This window comes from Microbispora sp. H10949 (genome assembly GCF_014161435.1).
In the GTDB taxonomy this organism is placed as follows: domain Bacteria; phylum Actinomycetota; class Actinomycetes; order Streptosporangiales; family Streptosporangiaceae; genus Microbispora; species Microbispora triticiradicis.
Window position 1 is genome coordinate 498,983 of record NZ_JABBWZ010000003.1, and the last position, 17,367, is coordinate 516,349.

A 17,367-nucleotide genomic window follows, 5' to 3' on the forward strand; every position below is an offset into this window, starting at 1 on the left:
GACCGGACACGGGTGAGGGATTGCGACAATGGACGCGTGCACGACCCCTTCGCCCACATCGGGGGACGCCTCGCCACCGGTCTGCGTGAGGTGACCACCGATCTGGCCGCCCTCGACGGCTCCGGCTGGTGGGCGGTGGTGGTGTCGTACGAGGGGAAGGTCGTCTGCGCGCGGTTCGACTCCGTGCGGCCCGCCCCGCTCCCGGCGCCGGACGGCCCCTGGCGCGGCCCCGCCCGGGACGCCTGGACGACCTCGCTCGACCGGGAGGGCTACGAGCGGGGCGTGCGGCGCATCAGGGACCACATCGAGCGGGGAGAGGTCTACCAGGCCAACCTGTGCCGCGTCCTGTCCGCGCCGCTGCCGGTCCCGGGCGCCGACCCCCTGGCCCTCGCCGCACGGCTGGCCGAGGGCAACCCCGCGCCGTACGCGGCGGTGGTCGACGTGCCGGGCCTCACGGTGGTGTCGGCCTCGCCCGAGCTGTACCTGTCCCGGCGCGGTGCGGTGATCGAGTCCCGGCCGATCAAGGGGACCGGGGTGACGGCGGACGACCTGCTCGACAAGGACTACGCCGAGAACCTCATGATCGTCGACCTGGTCCGCAACGACCTCGGCCGGGTGGCCGAGGTAGGCTCGGTGACCGTGCCCTCGCTGTACGCGGTCGAGGAGCACCCCGGGCTCGTCCACCTGGTCTCCACGGTGCGGGCGCGGCTGACGGGCGGCGCCGGCTGGCCGGACCTGTTCGCCGCGACCTTCCCGCCCGGTTCGGTGACCGGCGCGCCGAAATCCTCCGCGCTGCGGATCATCGGTGAGCTCGAACCAGAGCCCCGGGGGCCGTACTGTGGGGCCGTGGGCTGGGTCGACGCCGACCGGCGCGAGGGGGTGCTGGCGGTGGGCATCCGCACCTTCTGGGCGGAGCACGAGACGATCCGGTTCGGCACGGGGGCGGGCATCACCTGGGGTTCCAACCCACGGCGGGAATGGCACGAGACGGAGCTGAAGGCCGCGCGGCTCATCGGTCTCGCCTCGGGTGACGGCGACAGCGGCTAGGAACGAACGGAGCGGGGAGATGGCTGTACCGATCTGGGTGAACGGGGACCTGTACGAACCCGACAAGGCCGTGGTCTCGGTCTTCGACCACGGGCTGATGGTCGGCGACGGCGTGTTCGAGACGGTCAAGGCGGTGAACGGCGAGTCCTTCGCGCTCACCCGGCACCTCGACCGGCTCGCGCTGTCGGCGAAGCGGATGGACCTGCCCGAGCCCGACCTGTCCGCGATCGCCGACGGGGTGCGCCGCGTCCTCGCGGCCGCGCCGAAGTGGGCGCTGGCCCGGATCAGGATCACCTTCACCAGCGGGCCGGGGCCGCTCGGCTCCGACCGCGGGACCGCCGGGACGAACGCGATCGTCATCGTGGGCGAGCAGGCGCCGTTCCCCGCCACCGCCGACGTCACCGTCGTGCCCTGGCCCCGCAACGAGCGCGGCGCGCTGGCCGGGGTCAAGAGCACGTCGTACGGCGACAACGCCAAGGCCCTGGCGTACGCCAAGGAGCGCGGCGGCGCCGAGGCGATCTTCGAGAACCTCGCCGGGAACCTGTGCGAGGGCACCGGGAGCAACATCTTCGTCGTCACCGGCGGCCGCCTGGTCACGCCGACGCTCGCCTCCGGCTGCCTCGCCGGGGTCACCCGCGCGCTCACGCTCGAATGGTGCGGCGGCGAGGAGGCCGACCTGCCGATCTCGGCGCTGTACGAGGCGGACGAGGCGTTCCTCACCTCCACCACCCGCGACATCCAGCCGATCAGGGCCGTGGACGGCAGGGTGCTGCCGCAGGCGCCCGGGCCGGTCACGCTGGAGGCCATGAAGGTCTTCGCCGAGCGCGCGGCGGGCGACCTCGACCCGTGACGGGTGTCGGCGTGTCGGCGTGACGGCGTGACGGTCAGTAGGACCGCTGGCTCTGCGCGTTGAACTCGGTGAGCCGCACCTTCTCGGCGGGATCGGTCAGCGGATCGTCGAGGCGCAGGACGTCCAGCCCCTTGGTGATGTCGCTGGAGTAGACGTAGCCGTTGTAGTAGTAGGCCGACCACGACCCGCCGAGCTGGAGCTCCGGCGCGAGCGGGCCGCGCTCGAAGTAGGCGATCTCCCGGGGACGGGCGGCGTCGGTGAAGTCCCAGACCGAGACGCCGCCCATGTACCACGCCTGGACCATCACGTCCCGGCCCGGCACGGGCACCAGCGCGCCGTTGTGGGCCACGCAGTTCTCCTTGGCGCCCTGTGTCCGGGGGATCTTGAAGTAGCCCCGGCGGACGAGCCTGCGGTCCGTGGTCAGCGTGTAGACCGCGTCCGCGCCCCGGGTGGGGCTCACGGAGGACAGGCAGGTGGGGGCCATGCCGCCGCCCATCTCGTCGCTGAAGACGACCTTGGTCCCCGCGTTGTCGAAGGTGGCCGAGTGCCAGATGGAGAAGTTCGCCTCGTCCCGTACGGTCTGGAGCACCTCGGGGCGCACGGGGTCGGAGATGTCGAGCAGCACGCCGTCGCCGAAGCACGCCGCGGCGGCCAGGCCCTTCTCCGGGTAGGCCGTGATGTCGTGGCAGCCGCCGGCGAGGTCGTCGTCGTCCGCGCCGCCGGGCTCGCGGGCGGCGAACAGTTCGGGCGTGGCCACCACCCGCGCCTTGCCGGGATCGTCGACGGGCACCCTCACGATCGAGATGTTCTGGTGCGGCGGAGGGCAGTTGGCCGAGCCCGGCTCGGGGCCGGGGGAGGAGACGTAGAGGTACAGCGTGCCGGCGTCGCGGCCCGGAACGATCGTGTGCGTGTGCGACCCGCACTCGGTGCGCACGGCCTTCAGGTATCGCGGGTGGGCCTTGTCGGAGATGTCGAAGACGCGGATGCCCTCCCACTCGTCCTCGGCCATCGGGTCGCCGGCCTCGCTCTCGCAGGTGTCGTCCGTACGGGCCTGGTCGACGGACAGGAAGAGCAGGTCGCCGGAGACGGAGATGTCGTTCTGCCCGCCGGGGCACACGACCCGCGCGACCACCTTGGGATGCGCCGGATCGCCGATGTCGTGCACCGTGAAGCCCCGGTAGTTGCCCACGAAGGCGTACCGGCCCTGGAAGGCCATGTCGGTGCCCCAGTCCTCCGGCCCGTCGAACGGGGCCGTCAGGGGCACGTTCGCGACCACCTTGAGGTTGGGGCTGTGGCGGATCTCGTCCTGGCCCGGAAGCGTGGAGGGAGCCGCCTGCCCGGGCCCGCCTCCGCCTGTGCAGGCCGCCGTCAGGAGGAGGGCGGTCGCCGCCAGCACGGCCATCGGCCGTGACGCCCGTACGGCGTCCTTGAACCCGCGGTAGATCTCCACGTATGGACGCTATGTCGTACGGGCGGCCCGTGCGGACCGCTTCGGTAACGGTTGGGGTGAGTCAGGGGGCCTCGCGTGCCCCGGGGGTGGTTCAGGAACTCCAGAGCATGTTGGTGAGCTCCTCGTCCAGGTCCATGAAGTCGGTCTCACGGCCGGCCGGGACGAGTTCGTAGGTGCGGTGCAGGAACTCGGTGAGGGGGGCCAGGGGCACCTCGAAGAGGGCCTGCCCGAAGGGCGAGGTGAGGCTGATGTTCAGCGTGCGCTCGCCGTCCGACCGGGCCGGCCACACCTGGACGTCCCCGTCTCCGACGCGCCGCACGATGCCCACGGTCAGCAACTCGCGGGCGAAGATCCACTCGACCGGCTCGTCATTCCCCACATGGAAGGCCATCCGGATGGCGTACGGATCTTCAGCCGTATAGCTCAGGCCGGCGAGCAGGGGGACGGTCGTACGGTCGGGGACCACGAGCCGAAGGCCCAGCTCGGCAGAGACGGTGGTGCTGTTCATCGTCAGCCAAACCTTTTCGTCGTCGGGTCCCCTGTCAGGGGCTATCACTGCGTCTCACTGTTGATGCGGGGCTCCACCGCGCGCTCGCGCTACGAGGACGAACGAAGAGACCCGTAGGAAAGATTCCGCCTCCAGGCCCTTCTGTAACGCACATCACAGCTTGACATTCGGTCATCTACCAGCTCAAACATCACCAACAGGCTCGTCCTTACCTCTGCTTTGCGTGTCGGCGGGACCGCGCAGGCGATGCCGTTGCGGGCGATTGATCTCAGGTCGTGCGTATGGGTCGAGCATGGAGCATCACGATGCTATGACACCACACCCCCACGCTGGGGATGGTCTGGCGAACCTTTCGAAGGTGTTGACGAAGGCGGGACGATCCGGCTCGCCCGGGCTCGGCCGTCCCGTCCTTTCGCCATCACCCCCTCGGGTGCGGTATGGTTTTCCCCGTCGGCGCCGCGAGGCGCGGATGATCCCGGGCGATTAGCTCAGCGGGAGAGCGCTTCGTTCACACCGAAGAGGTCACTGGTTCGATCCCAGTATCGCCCACCCAGCTCACAGGCCACCTGCGATCGCCGCAGGTGGCCTTTTAATCTTCTTAGTGATTGGCCTTCCTCATCGGCACCCAGCCGCAGTATCGCGGTCGGGCACGGCCAGGTGACGGTGCTGATGCACCCCGTGGCATCAAGGCCTTGCCCGGTAACCGGCGCAGGCGCCCGGTCCCGCAGGTGCCGACCGCCGCCGATATTGTCGACCGGCTGTTCGCGCGCTCGGGCCTGACCAGATGCGGGTCACCGCCGCCGAGCATCCGACCCGGGAGGGCAAGGTCTACTGCTGCGTCGTGCTCAACGCCGTGCTTGGCGGATGAGTATCTGGCACCTTGCGGACCGGAATTACTCGCCCAAGACCGTCCGCGCCCACGGGTATGACCTGCTGGCGTTCTGCCGGTGGCCGAGGTGTCTACAGAGACGCTGCTGTGGTTCCTGCGGGCCTGCCGGGAGGCGAGGGTTCCCGACCGTCCCCTTCGGATCGGGAACTGCTCGACCTCCACCTGGACTGCGTCCACGAGGTCCCCGACCACAGCAGCCGGCTGAAGAACCCGCTCGGGAAGCTGGACACTGAGCGCGTGACCCCCTCGACGACGACGTTCCGGAGTTGATCGATCACATCGTCGACCTATGCTCCCACGGCAGGCCGACACCGCACCCCTGCTATCGACGCGCCGTCCAGTTCCTGTTCACCCACCAGGGACGGCGCCTGGGGCAACAAGCGGTGCGTGCCGAACTCGACTTCGCCGTCCGCCGGTCTCGGGCACATCACCTCCCAACAGTTCCGGCATACCTACGCCACCGCCCTAGTGGACGCAGACGCCTCGCTGATGGCGCTGCTCGGGTGCGCCTCCGCTGCGCTGCGGCCAGCTGTCTGACACCACCATCCGCGGTGAGTACGGGCGTGTTCTCGACCTGGCCCAACAGCAAGTTTGAACCCCGGCTTCTGGGCCTGTGAGCCTGCCCCTGGCCGATATCTCCGGCGGCACCGACTGGAAGGGCACCCCAGCTGATCAAGTCAAGAATGTCCGGCGGCGCTTCTGCCTACGCGCGCTCGCCCAAGGCGCCTGCACCTGCGCCAACATCTGCGAGCACTGCGCCACCTTCCACGCCGAACCTGGTTCCCTGTCCATCCTTGCCGCCCAGCACGTCGACGCCGAAGCGCTCGCCAAGGACGCCGAGAATCGAGGTTGGATCGCCGAAGCCGAACGGCGCCGCGAGCTCATCGCTCGACTCAACAATCTGATCAGCGAGGCACAAGCCGGATGATCAGCAGCGAAGCCCCTAACCGAGACGAGCGGGCCTGCGCGCGGAATTCACCATGAGGGCCAGACCGTCACCTTTCACCGCCGCACTCTCCGGCATCACCAACGAGATCGCCACTCTCCGCGCCGCGGCGGTTGAATACCAGATGCTCTAGGCGAACACCCAGCCGGCATGACGGCCGACCAAGCCGACTCCACGGACCTGAGGCACATCATTGGAATGCTAGCTGATCAGATGGGCGGGAGGACGGATGAACATGCTATGACGGCGTCGGACAGTACACGATCAAGAGAATTGGTGGCGTCGATAACAATGCAGGGAAGCGCGTATTTCATTGTTTGAATAGCTTCTTGGGCCGCGTCGTGCGCTCTCCTGTTGAATAAAGTACGGCTGCTGTCGCAGGTGCCGTCGCGGTGCGCTATGCGTTGCTGGACGACGCGCATCGGCGCAATAAGATATAAGGTCAAGTTCGGTCGCGGCAGAAGTCCCAGGGTGTCGGCGAGAATAGTCCTTGCTTGGTCGGCTCCGAGCTCCTCCGCGAGAGTAACGAATTGAAACGCGTACTTCGAGAGCCAGCCACGGTCCGATACAATGACCGCCCTGCTGGCGACCGCAGGGGCAATTTGTGTCTCATAGATTTCGAAGAAGTCGCCAAGAAACGCTAGCGACTGGCCCACCCTGCTGTGCAGTATGTAGTTTGGAGCGACGTCGACCGCCATGCGAAGGGAGGCGCCAAGAGCGCTCTGGGAGAATTCGTCGCTTAACTTCGCCCTTAACAGGGTAGCCAGCCGGGGTGCGATCGTACTCTTCCCGGTGCCGTCGACGCCGTCGATACTGATCCAGCATCCATCGGAACTGGTCATAGGGACGAGGTTTCAGGAACTCGAACACGCTGCGGCATGCATCGCTTGGAGTTCGAGTAGGAGATCGCTTCCAATGCCGGAGCTTTCCCACAGTGCTGCCAATGCCATGCGGGCAGTCTCCGCGTCCTCGTCAGAAAGTTCTACTCCGCGCCAGATCGCGTAGTCGTAGAGGGTGTACAAATCAAGGTACCGTCGCTGTGCCGCGATGGACCGGTAGCTCGGGGCGCTCATAAGGGAGATTGAGCGCTCGCGGGTGCGCCCCCAGGGGCGACGAGGATCGGCGTCGATGAAGGGCGGGTCCTCGCGCCGGTCGATGTCGCCGTAGTAGTACATAAGGTAACCACGATTCCACGCACGCCATTGGGCAGAAGCCCTTGACTCGGCCACGAACCGTTCGAGCCCTTGCTCGTCCCCCACGTGGCACAATCCCCAGAGCAGCGACTGTTGGAGGAACATGTCCTCCTCGCTGACCACCAGCTTGCGAAGCGACGCTTGCGCGTCGGGGGCGACTCGCGATAACAAGTAGGCGATGAGGTTGCCAATAGTCCGGGCCCGAGCAGATCTCCTACCAAACTGTTTGCTCTCCTGATAGGCACTTTCCAGCGCCCGACTCAGATCCGGAATATGCGCCAGGCGCAGCTCGTCGACCAAAAAGTGGCGGATTTCAGGCGTGAGGTCTAGACCGAGAATTTGCGCAAGTTGCGCAGCTGAGCCCTGCATGACCGACTGGGCTACTTCGTCCAGGTAATGACATGCAACGAGGTACTCGAAGAATGAGTAGTGGACGAACCTTCCCCATACTCGACCGGCTACCCGCCATTCGTCACAGATGTGCCCGAGTGCCCGGGCGACGCAGCGAGGCTGAGCGTCGAGTTTGTTGGCCACAAGGGCGCTCACCGCGCCCACGCTGAACCGCTCCTCGAACAGCAGGCCCTTCGAGAAGATTACCCATGCGGCTTTCGTCCAGATTTCTTTCGGCTGCGAGGCCTGGCGGCATCCTGCGGCGGTAAGCGCGATTTCGCTAGTTGTACCGAGCTTGTCGATATACTCAGCGTAAAGCGTAGCTACGGTCGTGACGGTCTCAACGCCGGACTGACCCAAGAACGTAAGCATCCGCGCGAACAGTGGACGATTGACCATCTTGGTCAGTACAGGCGACTCCCTAATCTCGCTGAGAATCGCGTTTGATGCAAGGAACCTGGCTATCACGAGCCGGTTGACGAAGTCGGCGAACTGTTGATCCAACGTCCATGCGTCAATGGAGTAAATTGAGTCAAATGTGTCGCTTTCCATCGACTTGGCCAGATTATCCTCGAACTCTCTGCGCCGGCACGTGATGACCAGTGTGAAGGCGTCCCTCAGCCGATTCAGCAGCAAGAAGAAGTCGGCTGACGAGTCGAACTCCGAAAGTGTCTCATCGAGTCCGTCTATGAGTAGAATCGGCCGGTTCGCCTGCTCATCTAGGGCGCTCCTGAGCGCGAGAGCGAGATCTGTTCGGGTTGTCTCCCCGTCAACGGCGTCAGGAAGCTCTGAGACTCTTAGAGCGATTGCGGGCACTCGTTGTCGCAATCGTTGGAGAAGCGCATAAGCAGCGACGCTCTTGCCGCTGCCAGGTTCGCCAAGGACAAGAACTGACCGTTGCGCCGCGATCTCTTCCGCTAGGTAGTCCACACCGACGCTGGCCAGACCACGCGTCTGATCCGTGAAAGATGCAGGGACATAGACACCACGACCATGCAACTCGGCAATACTGAGGTCTAGAGGGTAGGCAGTGCGCCGTGCACCAAGCCGGCGGGCCGACCGTTCCGACACCCGCCACAGCAGACTCTCCGCCGATGTCTCAGTAGCTCTGGATGCAGACAGGGGTCTGCTCCGCCGAAGGCTTCGCCTCATCGAATCCGTGTGCCCTCGGATTATATGGTCAGTGAAAATTTGGCCATCGGGAACAGCGGCAGTGTCTGTCCTGAAATCCGCATTGCGTGCTGTCCAGCGTCTTGGCCAGATTCGTAGCCCGAGGCGCCGGGTAGGGCCGACGAAAAGCGAACCGAAAGAATAGCTATAGCTGTTCGTGCCTACTCGGCTCGCGCTGTCGTACTCGTGTACCGCGCCTGCCACCACCTGAACGAGCGTGTTTCCGCCACCACTGCTTCCCCGCTCAGAACTGGCGTCATGAACGTGACCGTAGAGGTGTACATCAACCGACCGACGGACGCGCGCCGCAATCGATTCGCGGTCCCACAGCCAGTCAATAGGATGGTGCGTCACGAGGATGAGCACGTCGTGCTGGTCGGCTGTGCCTCTCAAAGCTCCGAACTGCGTTAAGCCAAGCTGAAGCCGTTGATAGTCGTTGTCGTCCTGGGAGAGTAGGGCGCTGTTGGCTCCGGAAATTCGTACCCTCAGATCATCTCTTGCTTCGATCAGAGTGGTCCAGTAACCCAGACCGACCGACTCTCCCGTGCCGACGCATTCGCCATAGTTTTGTGCGAACTCCAGGTATTTCGTCATTCGGGCGCTGAAACGGAGCCGATCACGGTCACGGTCGCTGACTAGGGCATCATCTATTGGGCGCTGAGCAGAGCGCAGTTCATCCAGCCAACGACGGATGTCGTCGTCAAGCGCTATGCTGCGGTCGATGTCGTGGTTCCCGGGAACCACCAAAACTGCGTCGTTAGCTAAGCCTAGCAGGCCGCTGAGCTTGGTGAGAAAGGCGGTCGCTTCGTCGTATTCACTGGCGCCCAACGAGCCGCCTGAGAATGCTATGTCACCGCTGACTATTACCTGATCGACGGGAGGCACTCTGTCGCGCATCTGTTGGATATCGTCCAACAGGGCGTCTAATACATCGTTGCGCTCGGCCGCTCCATGGCCGCCGCCGGCCCCGAAATGGATGTCGGACAGATGTACCCAGGTGAGCTTGAACTCGTTGTGGGCAAGCTGAATCTTACTCATTATAGTCGAACTTTCGAAGGCGTCGTCGCACCTCGGTACTGAAAAAGCCTTGGGCGATAAGGTCGCGGTACCTAGTTCCAATATCGGTTAGCGTGACAAGATTATCGTCGATGTGGCACATGCCAAGCGACGTCAGTGTCGCGATCTCTCTTTCGAATACAACCAGGGGATCGACACCAAAGAGCTGGAAGAACCATTGACGGTCCAGCGACTGGATGTTGAGTGCGGCCGCCTTCCGCATCCGCTCTTCGTCGGACATGAAGAAGCCGTCGGTTGCGGGCCATTTGCCGGCGTCAACAGCATTCGCGTATTGATCGAGCACTCCATTTCTCTCGCGCACGGAGTAGCTGTTGCGATAGTCGATCTCCCAAAGGTAACTGCGTGCGCCAGCCCCGAAACCAAGTATGTTCTGCATGCCCCAGTGATTTACTTTCTGCAAATAACCGCCGCCATCCTTCACCCACCGCACATGTGTTTCCCGGCGGTAGCCCGCATCTCGCAGGATTTGATCTGCCATATCGAACCGTCGGTAGAGGACACGTCCATCAATTTGACCGTAGCCCCGTCGCTGGTATCCGGTGTAAGGTCGAAGCGTAAGAGCGTATGCGCAAATCGTCTGTGGCCCTGCATCGGCGACCTGCCTAACAGAAGCGCACCAGTTGTCGTCGGTCTGGTGCTGCAGGCCGTAGATGAGGTCAACGCAGACATTAGCGAAGCCAACGGTGAGCGCTTCCTCGAGTAACTGAAAACCAGCCGCATCCCCCCGCCTGCGTCCGATGTGAATCACTTCTCGCTCAACCATCGACTGATAACCAAGGTTGATCCTATTGATGCCCGCAGACCGCAGTTCGCGGAGCTTTCCGGCGTCAACAGTCGAAGGATCGACCTCTAGCGCAGTCTCCGGTGGAATATGATTAGGTGTAGAAGAGAAAAGATCGAGAAGTGTGGTGATGAGCTGTTCGATCTGAGCCGGTGTCAATATTGACGGTGTGCCACCACCCAGGTAGACGGTCCGGATCTGCTTCTTGTCGGTCAGAGTTGCATAGTGTGCCGCTTCCATCAGTACGGTGTCGACGTACCCTTGGAGATCACGACGGAGGTCATTGGTCGTGTATAGATTACAAAAACTACAGATCTGTCGGCAGAACGGCACGTGGACGTACAGGTTCAGACCGTCGAACCGCGCGAGAGAACGCTCGACGAGTTCACCGAATGAACCGGAAATATCTGGTTCGAATGGACGATAAGCCTGACGTGGTGGGTACATATAGACGTAGTCTGCATGTACGCCCGCATAAATCAGCTGGGACAAGCCTTCGGCGGTGGTCTCATCCAGAAGTACCCGCACTGCGCAAACCTCCGATCTGCGTGCGCATCAGATGGAAATCAGCCCGGAGGAAATCTCCCAGAGAAAGTTGCGCGTATTCGGTGAGAGCTCGTCAGCCATCTGGCTGAGCTGTGTCAGGCTCAAGTATTCGCAGCGGTCGTGAGTGGCGGGTTCTTGCACGACCGGGATGCCGTCAGTTATCTGAGCGAGAAACCAGGTGTAGATCATGGTGTAGTCGTCTTCGCTGAAGGATCGAGTTCCGAGTTCGCGGACGATCTCAACTTCGATGCCCATCTCTTCGCGAACTTCTCGTGCGGCCGTCTTGACGGCGTCCTCGCCCGGGTCCAGCTTCCCGCCGGGGATCTCCCATTGCTGCCGCTTTGCGGTGTTTCGGTGCAACAAGAGGATCTCACCCTCTTTGTTAAGGATCACGCACCCAGCGAGTTGTAGCTCGTTCATGTGATTCCTTCCGATTGCGTTAGTGAGTTAATTGGGTGCTGAGTCCAGGCTGGGTAGCGTCACATTTTGTCGTTGTGCCGCATGAAGAGTGCCGCCGGGAAGACGCTTCGACACGCTGGCCACCAGCTGCCGGTGGAACGTGGAGATCCCGTGTCTCGCGGACTTAATTGTCGGGGCCTCGATCAAATCCGAGTTGTCGATGACAAGATCGAAAACTGATCGGTCGGTAAGGATGTTTGCCTCGATGAGAGGCTGGAACCGGCGAGCAGTTGACGTATCCTTGTCGTTGATCAGTCTCCGGCAGTCGTCCAGCGAGAGGAAGGGCCCGTAGGGCTCCTGGGACACTCGGGCCTTCATGGCTCGGGAGTCCGGGCTTGACTCGATCCACACCCGCAGGCAGGAAACGCTGCCGGTCAGCCAAGGGAGTGACCATGAATCGAATACCGTGTTGGTGCGCGTCCGAAATGCACTCATCAGAAGCTCGTTGACATCTCGATCTACGGGCTGGTGGTCCCGCCTGTCATCGATTTCTTGCATACGATTCACCCAAAGCCTGTTATTAGGATCGGGCTCGATGTCTAACTGGGTCAACATCAGTCGGCTGGCGGAAACATAGTCGAAATTGAGTCGTCGTGCCAGCAGTAAGGCATGTGTCGTCTTGCCGGCCGCTGTCAGGCCTGAAATGACTATGTTCAGCGTGACTCAGCCTCCTGTGGCTGCGTGGCAGGCGGTCGGCGAACGAAGAGGTGAGGTCAAGTATCCGTTTAGTTCCGCCCCCTTTCAAGGTGATGGGGGTCATCGTAAACCCCGATCCCGTCCGGCATCCGGTGTATGGTGAAGATCTCCTCCACGCTTATCCTATTTATGCACCAGCCACATCTTTATGGTATGTGCGTCCGAAATTCCCGATTAGGTGCTGACTGGCCTGTTCTTCCCGACTGGCGCCTCATGCGCTCTACTAGGTGATCAGTATGAAAGGCTAGGCCCGGCAACGCCCTGCAGTGGCAGCTACGAAGATTCCGTATCCTTTAAGGTTGCGACGGCCCGTTCACAAGAGTGTGGGCTGCCGAGGGGCTCATCACGCCCTACCTCTGGTCCTCGCTCCCATCGGCTTGACCAGGTCGGCGTTCGCATGTGCTGGGTGACTACAGTTCCGGTGGCCCGGTAAATCTGGGTCGGATGCGCCCTGTCAATCCCTCCAGTGGAACTACTTCGAGGACGAGCTCTTTCCCCAGGCCCCTCAGCAGGCGATCGCGGCGTCGATCGAGATCCTCGCTCGGCTGAGCCCTCGCCAGTTTCCGGTCTGCGCTGGCACTGACGTCGTGCGTGTGCTGGAGAAGTGTGGCTTTGAGGTCGTGACGAGCAGGGGCAGTCATTGCAGGCTGCGCCAAATCGCCGAAGAGGAGACTCGACAGTGATCGTGCCATTGCACGGCACTCTGGCCGTCGGTACGCTCGCCTCCGTCGTGCGGCAGGCTGGCCTTACTTTCGAGCGTCTACGCGACCTGCTGAGATCATGCGGCCGCCACGCGTCCCGTCGGCAGTCCCTGTCACCTGCGCACGGCGGATCATTGGGTGACGAACTGAGTGACAACAACCACGGACGCCCGTAGAACCGTACGGACGTCCGCGGACGGTCGGCTCAGGTCATGGCTACTTTCATGGCATGTCGGCGATGCGGCCGATCTGCTTCACACCGAAGAGGTCACTGGTTCGATCCCAGTATCGCCCACACAGCTCAGAAGCGATCCGCGACCACGTGAGAGGCCTTGGTTGATCTTTCGAGTGGCCCGAGGACGGCCGCAGTGCTGCTCAAAAATGAGCCACTTGGACGGACGCTCCTCCTTGCCCTTGGAGCCGACGGGCGGCCACACCACGTGATCAAGGCTAACGCGCCCGCCAGCGGCAAAACCCGGGTGTATCTCCGGCCGGCCAATGTCAGGGCTGTACGGAGTTGAGATCAGCGGGTGTCGATGGATGCGTCTTGACACCGAACTCAACTGAGTTGACCATCGTTGTGTTAAGCCTTCACACAGATCCGGGCCGTCGGGCTCGGTGGAGTATCGAGCCCGCCAACGCCCCGGGAGACGGTAGCGGGGCGTCGCCCGATCGACTCAAGGAAGTGGGAGCGACCATGATCACCCCCTTTGACGACGAGGATGGCACGCGGGAAACCTGAGCAAGGCCGGGCCGTTCCGCGCGCACCGGCCGTACGGCTGTCGACCGCGGCCGTCCGCCAACGGCGAGGCAATCGTGGTCGCGACCACGCCGGGCGAGCCCTGCCCGCTGAGTGTGGTCGGCGAGATCTGACCGGCTGGCGACAACGTCACACACGGATACCGGTGCGACCCGCGGGCCGTCGCCGTCACCGCGCTGCTACTCACCCGTCCGGGCCTGACCTTCCTGGGCATCGGCGCCCCTCGTAGGCCTTTCCTCACCGCCCCGAACAGTTCGCCGCCTCCGCGGCGTACGCCCCCTCCAGCCGGCTCTCCTGGGAGCTCCGGCCGGTGGAATCACCCACCCATCACTCCGGGAGAGACCAGTGGACATCGTGAGGGCCGACGACCTGCGCGTGCTGGGCGACGACGGGCTGGAGCTGTACGCCCCGGTCGAGCACGAGGCGAATTTCCAGTACCAGGAGATCTTCGAGCACGAATGCTACGACCAGTTCTCCCTCTCAGAGAGCCCCACGATCGTCGACGTCGGCGCGAACATCGGCATGTTCACGGTCTTCGCCAAGCGGCAGTGGCCGGGCGCCTCGATCCTTGCCTTCGAGCCGGTGCCGCGTACCGCCGACTACCTGTGCCGCAACATCGAGCTGCACGGGCTGTCCGGGGTCCGCGTCGTCCGGGAGGCCATCGGTGAGCGTGTCGAGGACACGACCTTCGTGCACTACCCGAACATGCCGGGCAACTCCACGCGCTATCCCGAGGACAAGGCGTTGCAGGTCAGCGTGGTCAAGGAGCGGCATCCCGACTGGGATGTGACCGCGCAGTACGAGCCCGAGTACCTGACCGTGCCGGTCCGCCGCCTGGAGAGCCACCTGTCCGGCCTGGCGCACATCGACCTGATGAAGGTCGACGTGGAGGGCGCCGAGCTGGAGGTGCTGCGCGGCATCGCCGACGGCCAGTGGGACCGCATCGACAACATGGTGCTGGAGGTCCAGGACCTGCACGGCCGGATGGCGGAAATCAGGGAGCTGCTGGAGGCGCGCGGCTTCCGCTGCGAGATCCAGCCGTCCCCGATGGTCTACCCGGAGATCTTGACCTATCTGTTGCTGGCGCAGCGCGGCGTCTGACCCCGGTGCGTCCCGGTTGCGCAAGGAGACGTGCTGGTCACAGGGGCGGTGAGGCCGTGGGGAGAGCCCGCAGCCGGGCGGCCCTGGCCCAGAGCGCGGGCCATCCGCCGTTGCCCAGCCACCGTTCGTGGGCGCGCAACCCGCCCACGGCGACGTGCTCCCAGAACGCCTCGATTTCGGCACCCAGCTCGCGGGCATCGGGCAACGCGCGCTGCCAGGGGCCGTCGGGGTCGTTCATATCGCTGCCGGGAAACCCGGGCACATCGGTCCTGCCGGGCGAGGTGACGCGGGTCGTGTGCGACGCGGCACCCCAGGAGGTGACCGCGACGACGAGCGCGCAGAGCAGCGCGGTGTCGGCCTGCAGGGTGACACTTAGGGCGAGTGCGGGGTCCCCGTCTCGGGCAAGCCGGCCGAGAGCCGCACGGATCCTGCGCGCGACCAGCTCCGCCGAGCGGGCCGGTGCGATCACGGGATGGCGGGCGAGCGTGCGCAGGAGGCCGGGCAGCGGCGCGTCGGTCACAAGGAGGCCGAGCAGCTCGGCCTCCTTGTGACCGACGTCCAGCGCGGCCAGCGCGTTCGCCAGGGGGCGGCTCGCGGTGGCCCTCCACAGCCTGGCCAGGCCCACGCCGACCAGCGCGTCGCGACACACCGGGGTGATCCGGTCCGGGCCCAGGCGCCGCAAGGCTGTCGCCGCGGACAGGCCGCCGTGAAGGACTTCCAGGGTCCGGGCCGCCTGTACGGCCTCGGGGGCGGTCATGGCGTCCTGGACGAGCAGGATCAGGGGCTCGCCGACCTCACGGAGTACACGGTCGTGCGGCCGCCTGCCCGTCGGGCGGCCCGAGGGGGCCCGGGCTGCACGCACCGTGGGCTCGGGCTCGGGCTCGGGTACGGCGGGCGGCGGGATCCGCGCCGCCCAGTGCCGGACCCGCTTGTCCAGCGCCGCTTCGGGGTCTGTGTTGAACCTGGCCTGGAGTTCCGCGACGCGCCAGCCACCGCGCACCGGCCGGACCTCGAGGTTGGCGATGACGCGGCCCTCCCGGTCGCGCAGCGCCGCCAGGCCGCACCGGCCCTTGGCCGCGTCGCCGACATAATGCGGCCCGGCGATGCAGTTGCCCATGTAGGACGCCCAGTCGGCGAGCGTGCGAGGGTCGCGGGCCCAGTCGATCCTGACCTTGGTGCCGGGGACCAGGAGCCCGTCCCAGGCGGCCAGCGGCGCCGGCACCCGGAACGTGCCGGTCGTGGCCACTGAGATTCCGACGCTGCCGACGAGCCCGTTGACAAGTTCGGTCCAGTCGCGGCAGAGCTGCGGTGGGGACGCGCCGAGCGAGACGAGCTGGGCGGCGCCGGCGACCGCCGACGCGATGGAATCCAGGCGCGGGATGAACGGTTCGGGGCGAGCGGGCCGCGGGTTGTAGTCGACGCCGGGAACGGTGTCGGTGTAGTCGATGACGGCCGCGTCATGCCCGTGCAACCGGGCGAGGGCGTCGGCCAGGTCGGCGTACCAGAGCAGGTCGCGTCCGGTCTCGCTGTCGGTGGGCCGGCCCGCGAGCGGGTCGCCGCCGAACAGCGGGGGCTGCTCCCACCGGTCGGGCGGGCGGGTGTATCCGGCCGCGGCCCGCCACTCTCGCAGACCCCACCCATCCCACTCACTCACCGAGTCGGGGACCGCGTGCAGGAGCTTCGTGACGGCCTCCATGACCACGATGCCGTAGTCGCGCGCCCTGGCCAGCCGCTGGGCGACCAGGTCGTCCGACCGGCCGCGGAGCAGGTCCCGGACAAGGCAGCCCGGGCGGGCCGGAAGCCCCGTCAGCCCGGGTACGCGGCGGGCGGCGTGCCCTGCTGCCCAGTCATTCATCAGGGAGGCGGCGGCGGTGAGTTCGGGCTCGCATCGGGCCAGCCCTTCGTGCACGCCGTGGTCGGCCACCGCGGTGGCGGCGCGCAGCAGCGCGGTGACGGCGATCGCGTCGTGCAGCGCCCTGTCGAGATACTTGTGCCAGTGCCAGGTCTGCGGGATCCAGCGGGCCGCCTCGGCCACTGACGGTTCGTGGCCGATGTCCAGGCGGACGTCGGAGAGCAGCAGGTCGTCCTCATGGCGGGTGTACCGCTGAGACAGGTCGTCCACCCGGCTCTGGCGGGCCTGGGTCGCCAGGGTCCGCTCGCGGCGGCGCGCCGCGTCCCGGTGCGCTGTGACCTGCGTCCACAGGTCGAGCAGGAGGTCCAGCCGCCGTCTCGGCGGGAACGATCCCAGTACCCTGCCCAGATGATCGGCCAGTACGGACGGCCTGACCCGCGACCTGGCGCCCTCCAGCCCTTCCAGGCTGAGGACGCGTTCCAGCTGCTCCGGGCCGAGCAGATCGCTCGCCGCCGACGCCAGTTCCAGGGCCGCCCACCGCCCCTCCGTGACGGCCTCGACCGCCGCCGCACCCACCGGCTTGGTCGCCGCGGGCCCGAACAGCGCCACCAGCACCGTCGCGCGGCCGCCGAGCCGCTCCACGCCGTCGATCCCCAGCACCCGTAGCGCCGCCAGCACCGCGTCTCGCCGGTCGCCGCGCGCACCCGCGGCCCGGGCGGAGACGAACCCGTCCCCGAGGTCGATACCGGCCCCCGCGACCTCCACCCCGCCCAGCTCCACCAGCCTGGCCAGTTCCGCGACGGCACATCCCGGATCAGCCCCTACCGCCCCCACCACGACCGGCGCCCCGATCGCCGGCTCTGGACCCGGACCAACGGACCACACCCGTTGCCCGCACCCGGTCACCACACCATGCGCAAGCCGTGCCACACCCACATGATCCGGAGAACG

The 17,367-nt window shown here is 65.4% G+C and carries 12 protein-coding genes and 1 tRNA gene; 5 read left to right on the forward strand and 8 right to left on the reverse strand.

Annotated elements, in window-relative coordinates; translation table 11 throughout:
* The first annotated feature begins 36 nt into the window (after window positions 1-36).
* Window positions 37-1,047 carry a chorismate-binding protein gene (locus HHX40_RS09700; protein WP_182880240.1) on the forward strand — a complete coding sequence of 337 codons (1,011 nt, stop codon included), beginning with the start codon at window positions 37-39 and terminating at the stop codon, window positions 1,045-1,047.
* Between the two features lie 19 nt (window positions 1,048-1,066).
* On the forward strand, window positions 1,067-1,897 hold the full coding sequence (locus tag HHX40_RS09705) for an aminotransferase class IV (protein ID WP_182880241.1): 831 nt from the start codon (window positions 1,067-1,069) through the stop codon (window positions 1,895-1,897).
* 34 nt (window positions 1,898-1,931) lie between these two features.
* Here the strand turns inward: HHX40_RS09705 and HHX40_RS09710 are convergent, their stop codons facing one another.
* Complete coding sequence (locus HHX40_RS09710; protein WP_182880401.1) at window positions 1,932-3,299, reverse strand: LVIVD repeat-containing protein; 1,368 nt, start codon at window positions 3,297-3,299, stop codon at window positions 1,932-1,934.
* A 139-nt stretch (window positions 3,300-3,438) separates the two neighbouring features.
* Window positions 3,439-3,855, reverse strand: a complete 417-nt coding sequence (locus HHX40_RS09715) for an SsgA family sporulation/cell division regulator (protein WP_036329836.1) — start codon at window positions 3,853-3,855, stop codon at window positions 3,439-3,441.
* A 477-nt stretch (window positions 3,856-4,332) separates the two neighbouring features.
* Between HHX40_RS09715 and HHX40_RS09720 the strand changes: the two genes are divergently transcribed.
* Together HHX40_RS09720 and HHX40_RS09725 are read left to right on the forward strand one after the other, a co-directional pair.
* A tRNA-Val gene (locus tag HHX40_RS09720) sits at window positions 4,333-4,404 on the forward strand.
* Window positions 4,405-5,357: 953 nt separating this feature from the next.
* Entirely contained in the window at window positions 5,358-5,672 is a 315-nt protein-coding gene (locus HHX40_RS09725; protein ID WP_182880242.1) for a transposase, read from the forward strand.
* Window positions 5,673-5,899: 227 nt separating this feature from the next.
* Here the strand turns inward: HHX40_RS09725 and HHX40_RS09730 are convergent, their stop codons facing one another.
* Genes HHX40_RS09730 through HHX40_RS09750 form a run of 5 tightly spaced genes read right to left on the reverse strand, consistent with a single transcriptional unit; the run spans window position 5,900 to window position 11,963 of the window.
* The gene (locus HHX40_RS09730) at window positions 5,900-6,532 is read right to left on the reverse strand and encodes a dTMP kinase (protein ID WP_182880243.1); all 633 of its coding nucleotides are present in this window, start codon (window positions 6,530-6,532) and stop codon (window positions 5,900-5,902) included.
* 12 nt (window positions 6,533-6,544) lie between these two features.
* On the reverse strand, window positions 6,545-9,481 hold the full coding sequence (locus tag HHX40_RS09735) for a metallophosphoesterase (protein ID WP_182880244.1): 2,937 nt from the start codon (window positions 9,479-9,481) through the stop codon (window positions 6,545-6,547).
* Window positions 9,474-10,829, reverse strand: coding sequence for a coproporphyrinogen-III oxidase family protein (locus HHX40_RS09740; protein ID WP_182880245.1), 1,356 nt, complete (start codon window positions 10,827-10,829; stop codon window positions 9,474-9,476). Before HHX40_RS09740 ends, HHX40_RS09735 begins: the two co-directional genes overlap by 8 nt.
* A 27-nt stretch (window positions 10,830-10,856) precedes the next feature.
* Window positions 10,857-11,267, reverse strand: coding sequence for an NUDIX hydrolase (locus HHX40_RS09745; protein WP_182880246.1), 411 nt, complete (start codon window positions 11,265-11,267; stop codon window positions 10,857-10,859).
* Window positions 11,268-11,294: 27 nt separating this feature from the next.
* Window positions 11,295-11,963 (reverse strand): AAA family ATPase, encoded by a 669-nt coding sequence (locus HHX40_RS09750; RefSeq protein ID WP_396787743.1) that lies wholly within the window; start codon window positions 11,961-11,963, stop codon window positions 11,295-11,297.
* A gap of 1,845 nt (window positions 11,964-13,808) precedes the next feature.
* Here HHX40_RS09750 and HHX40_RS09760 point away from each other — a divergent pair.
* Window positions 13,809-14,564: an FkbM family methyltransferase gene (locus HHX40_RS09760; RefSeq protein ID WP_182880248.1), complete on the forward strand. Its 756-nt coding sequence runs from the start codon at window positions 13,809-13,811 to the stop codon at window positions 14,562-14,564.
* A 37-nt stretch (window positions 14,565-14,601) separates the two neighbouring features.
* On the opposite strand, the gene HHX40_RS09765 is transcribed toward HHX40_RS09760, so the two are convergent.
* Complete coding sequence (locus HHX40_RS09765; protein WP_182880249.1) at window positions 14,602-17,253, reverse strand: hypothetical protein; 2,652 nt, start codon at window positions 17,251-17,253, stop codon at window positions 14,602-14,604.
* Window positions 17,254-17,367: the final 114 nt, after the last annotated feature.

What these genes read in the sequence shown, in the direction of transcription:
- HHX40_RS09705 (WP_182880241.1), top strand. Translation starts at nt 1,067, where the DNA reads ATGGCTGTACCGATCTGGGTGAACGGGGACCTGTACGAACCCGACAAG.
- HHX40_RS09710 (WP_182880401.1), bottom strand. Translation starts at nt 3,299, where the DNA reads ATGGCCGTGCTGGCGGCGACCGCCCTCCTCCTGACGGCGGCCTGCACA.
- HHX40_RS09715 (WP_036329836.1), bottom strand. Translation starts at nt 3,855, where the DNA reads ATGAACAGCACCACCGTCTCTGCCGAGCTGGGCCTTCGGCTCGTGGTC.
- HHX40_RS09730 (WP_182880243.1), bottom strand. Translation starts at nt 6,532, where the DNA reads ATGACCAGTTCCGATGGATGCTGGATCAGTATCGACGGCGTCGACGGC.
- HHX40_RS09735 (WP_182880244.1), bottom strand. Translation starts at nt 9,481, where the DNA reads ATGAGTAAGATTCAGCTTGCCCACAACGAGTTCAAGCTCACCTGGGTA.
- HHX40_RS09745 (WP_182880246.1), bottom strand. Translation starts at nt 11,267, where the DNA reads ATGAACGAGCTACAACTCGCTGGGTGCGTGATCCTTAACAAAGAGGGT.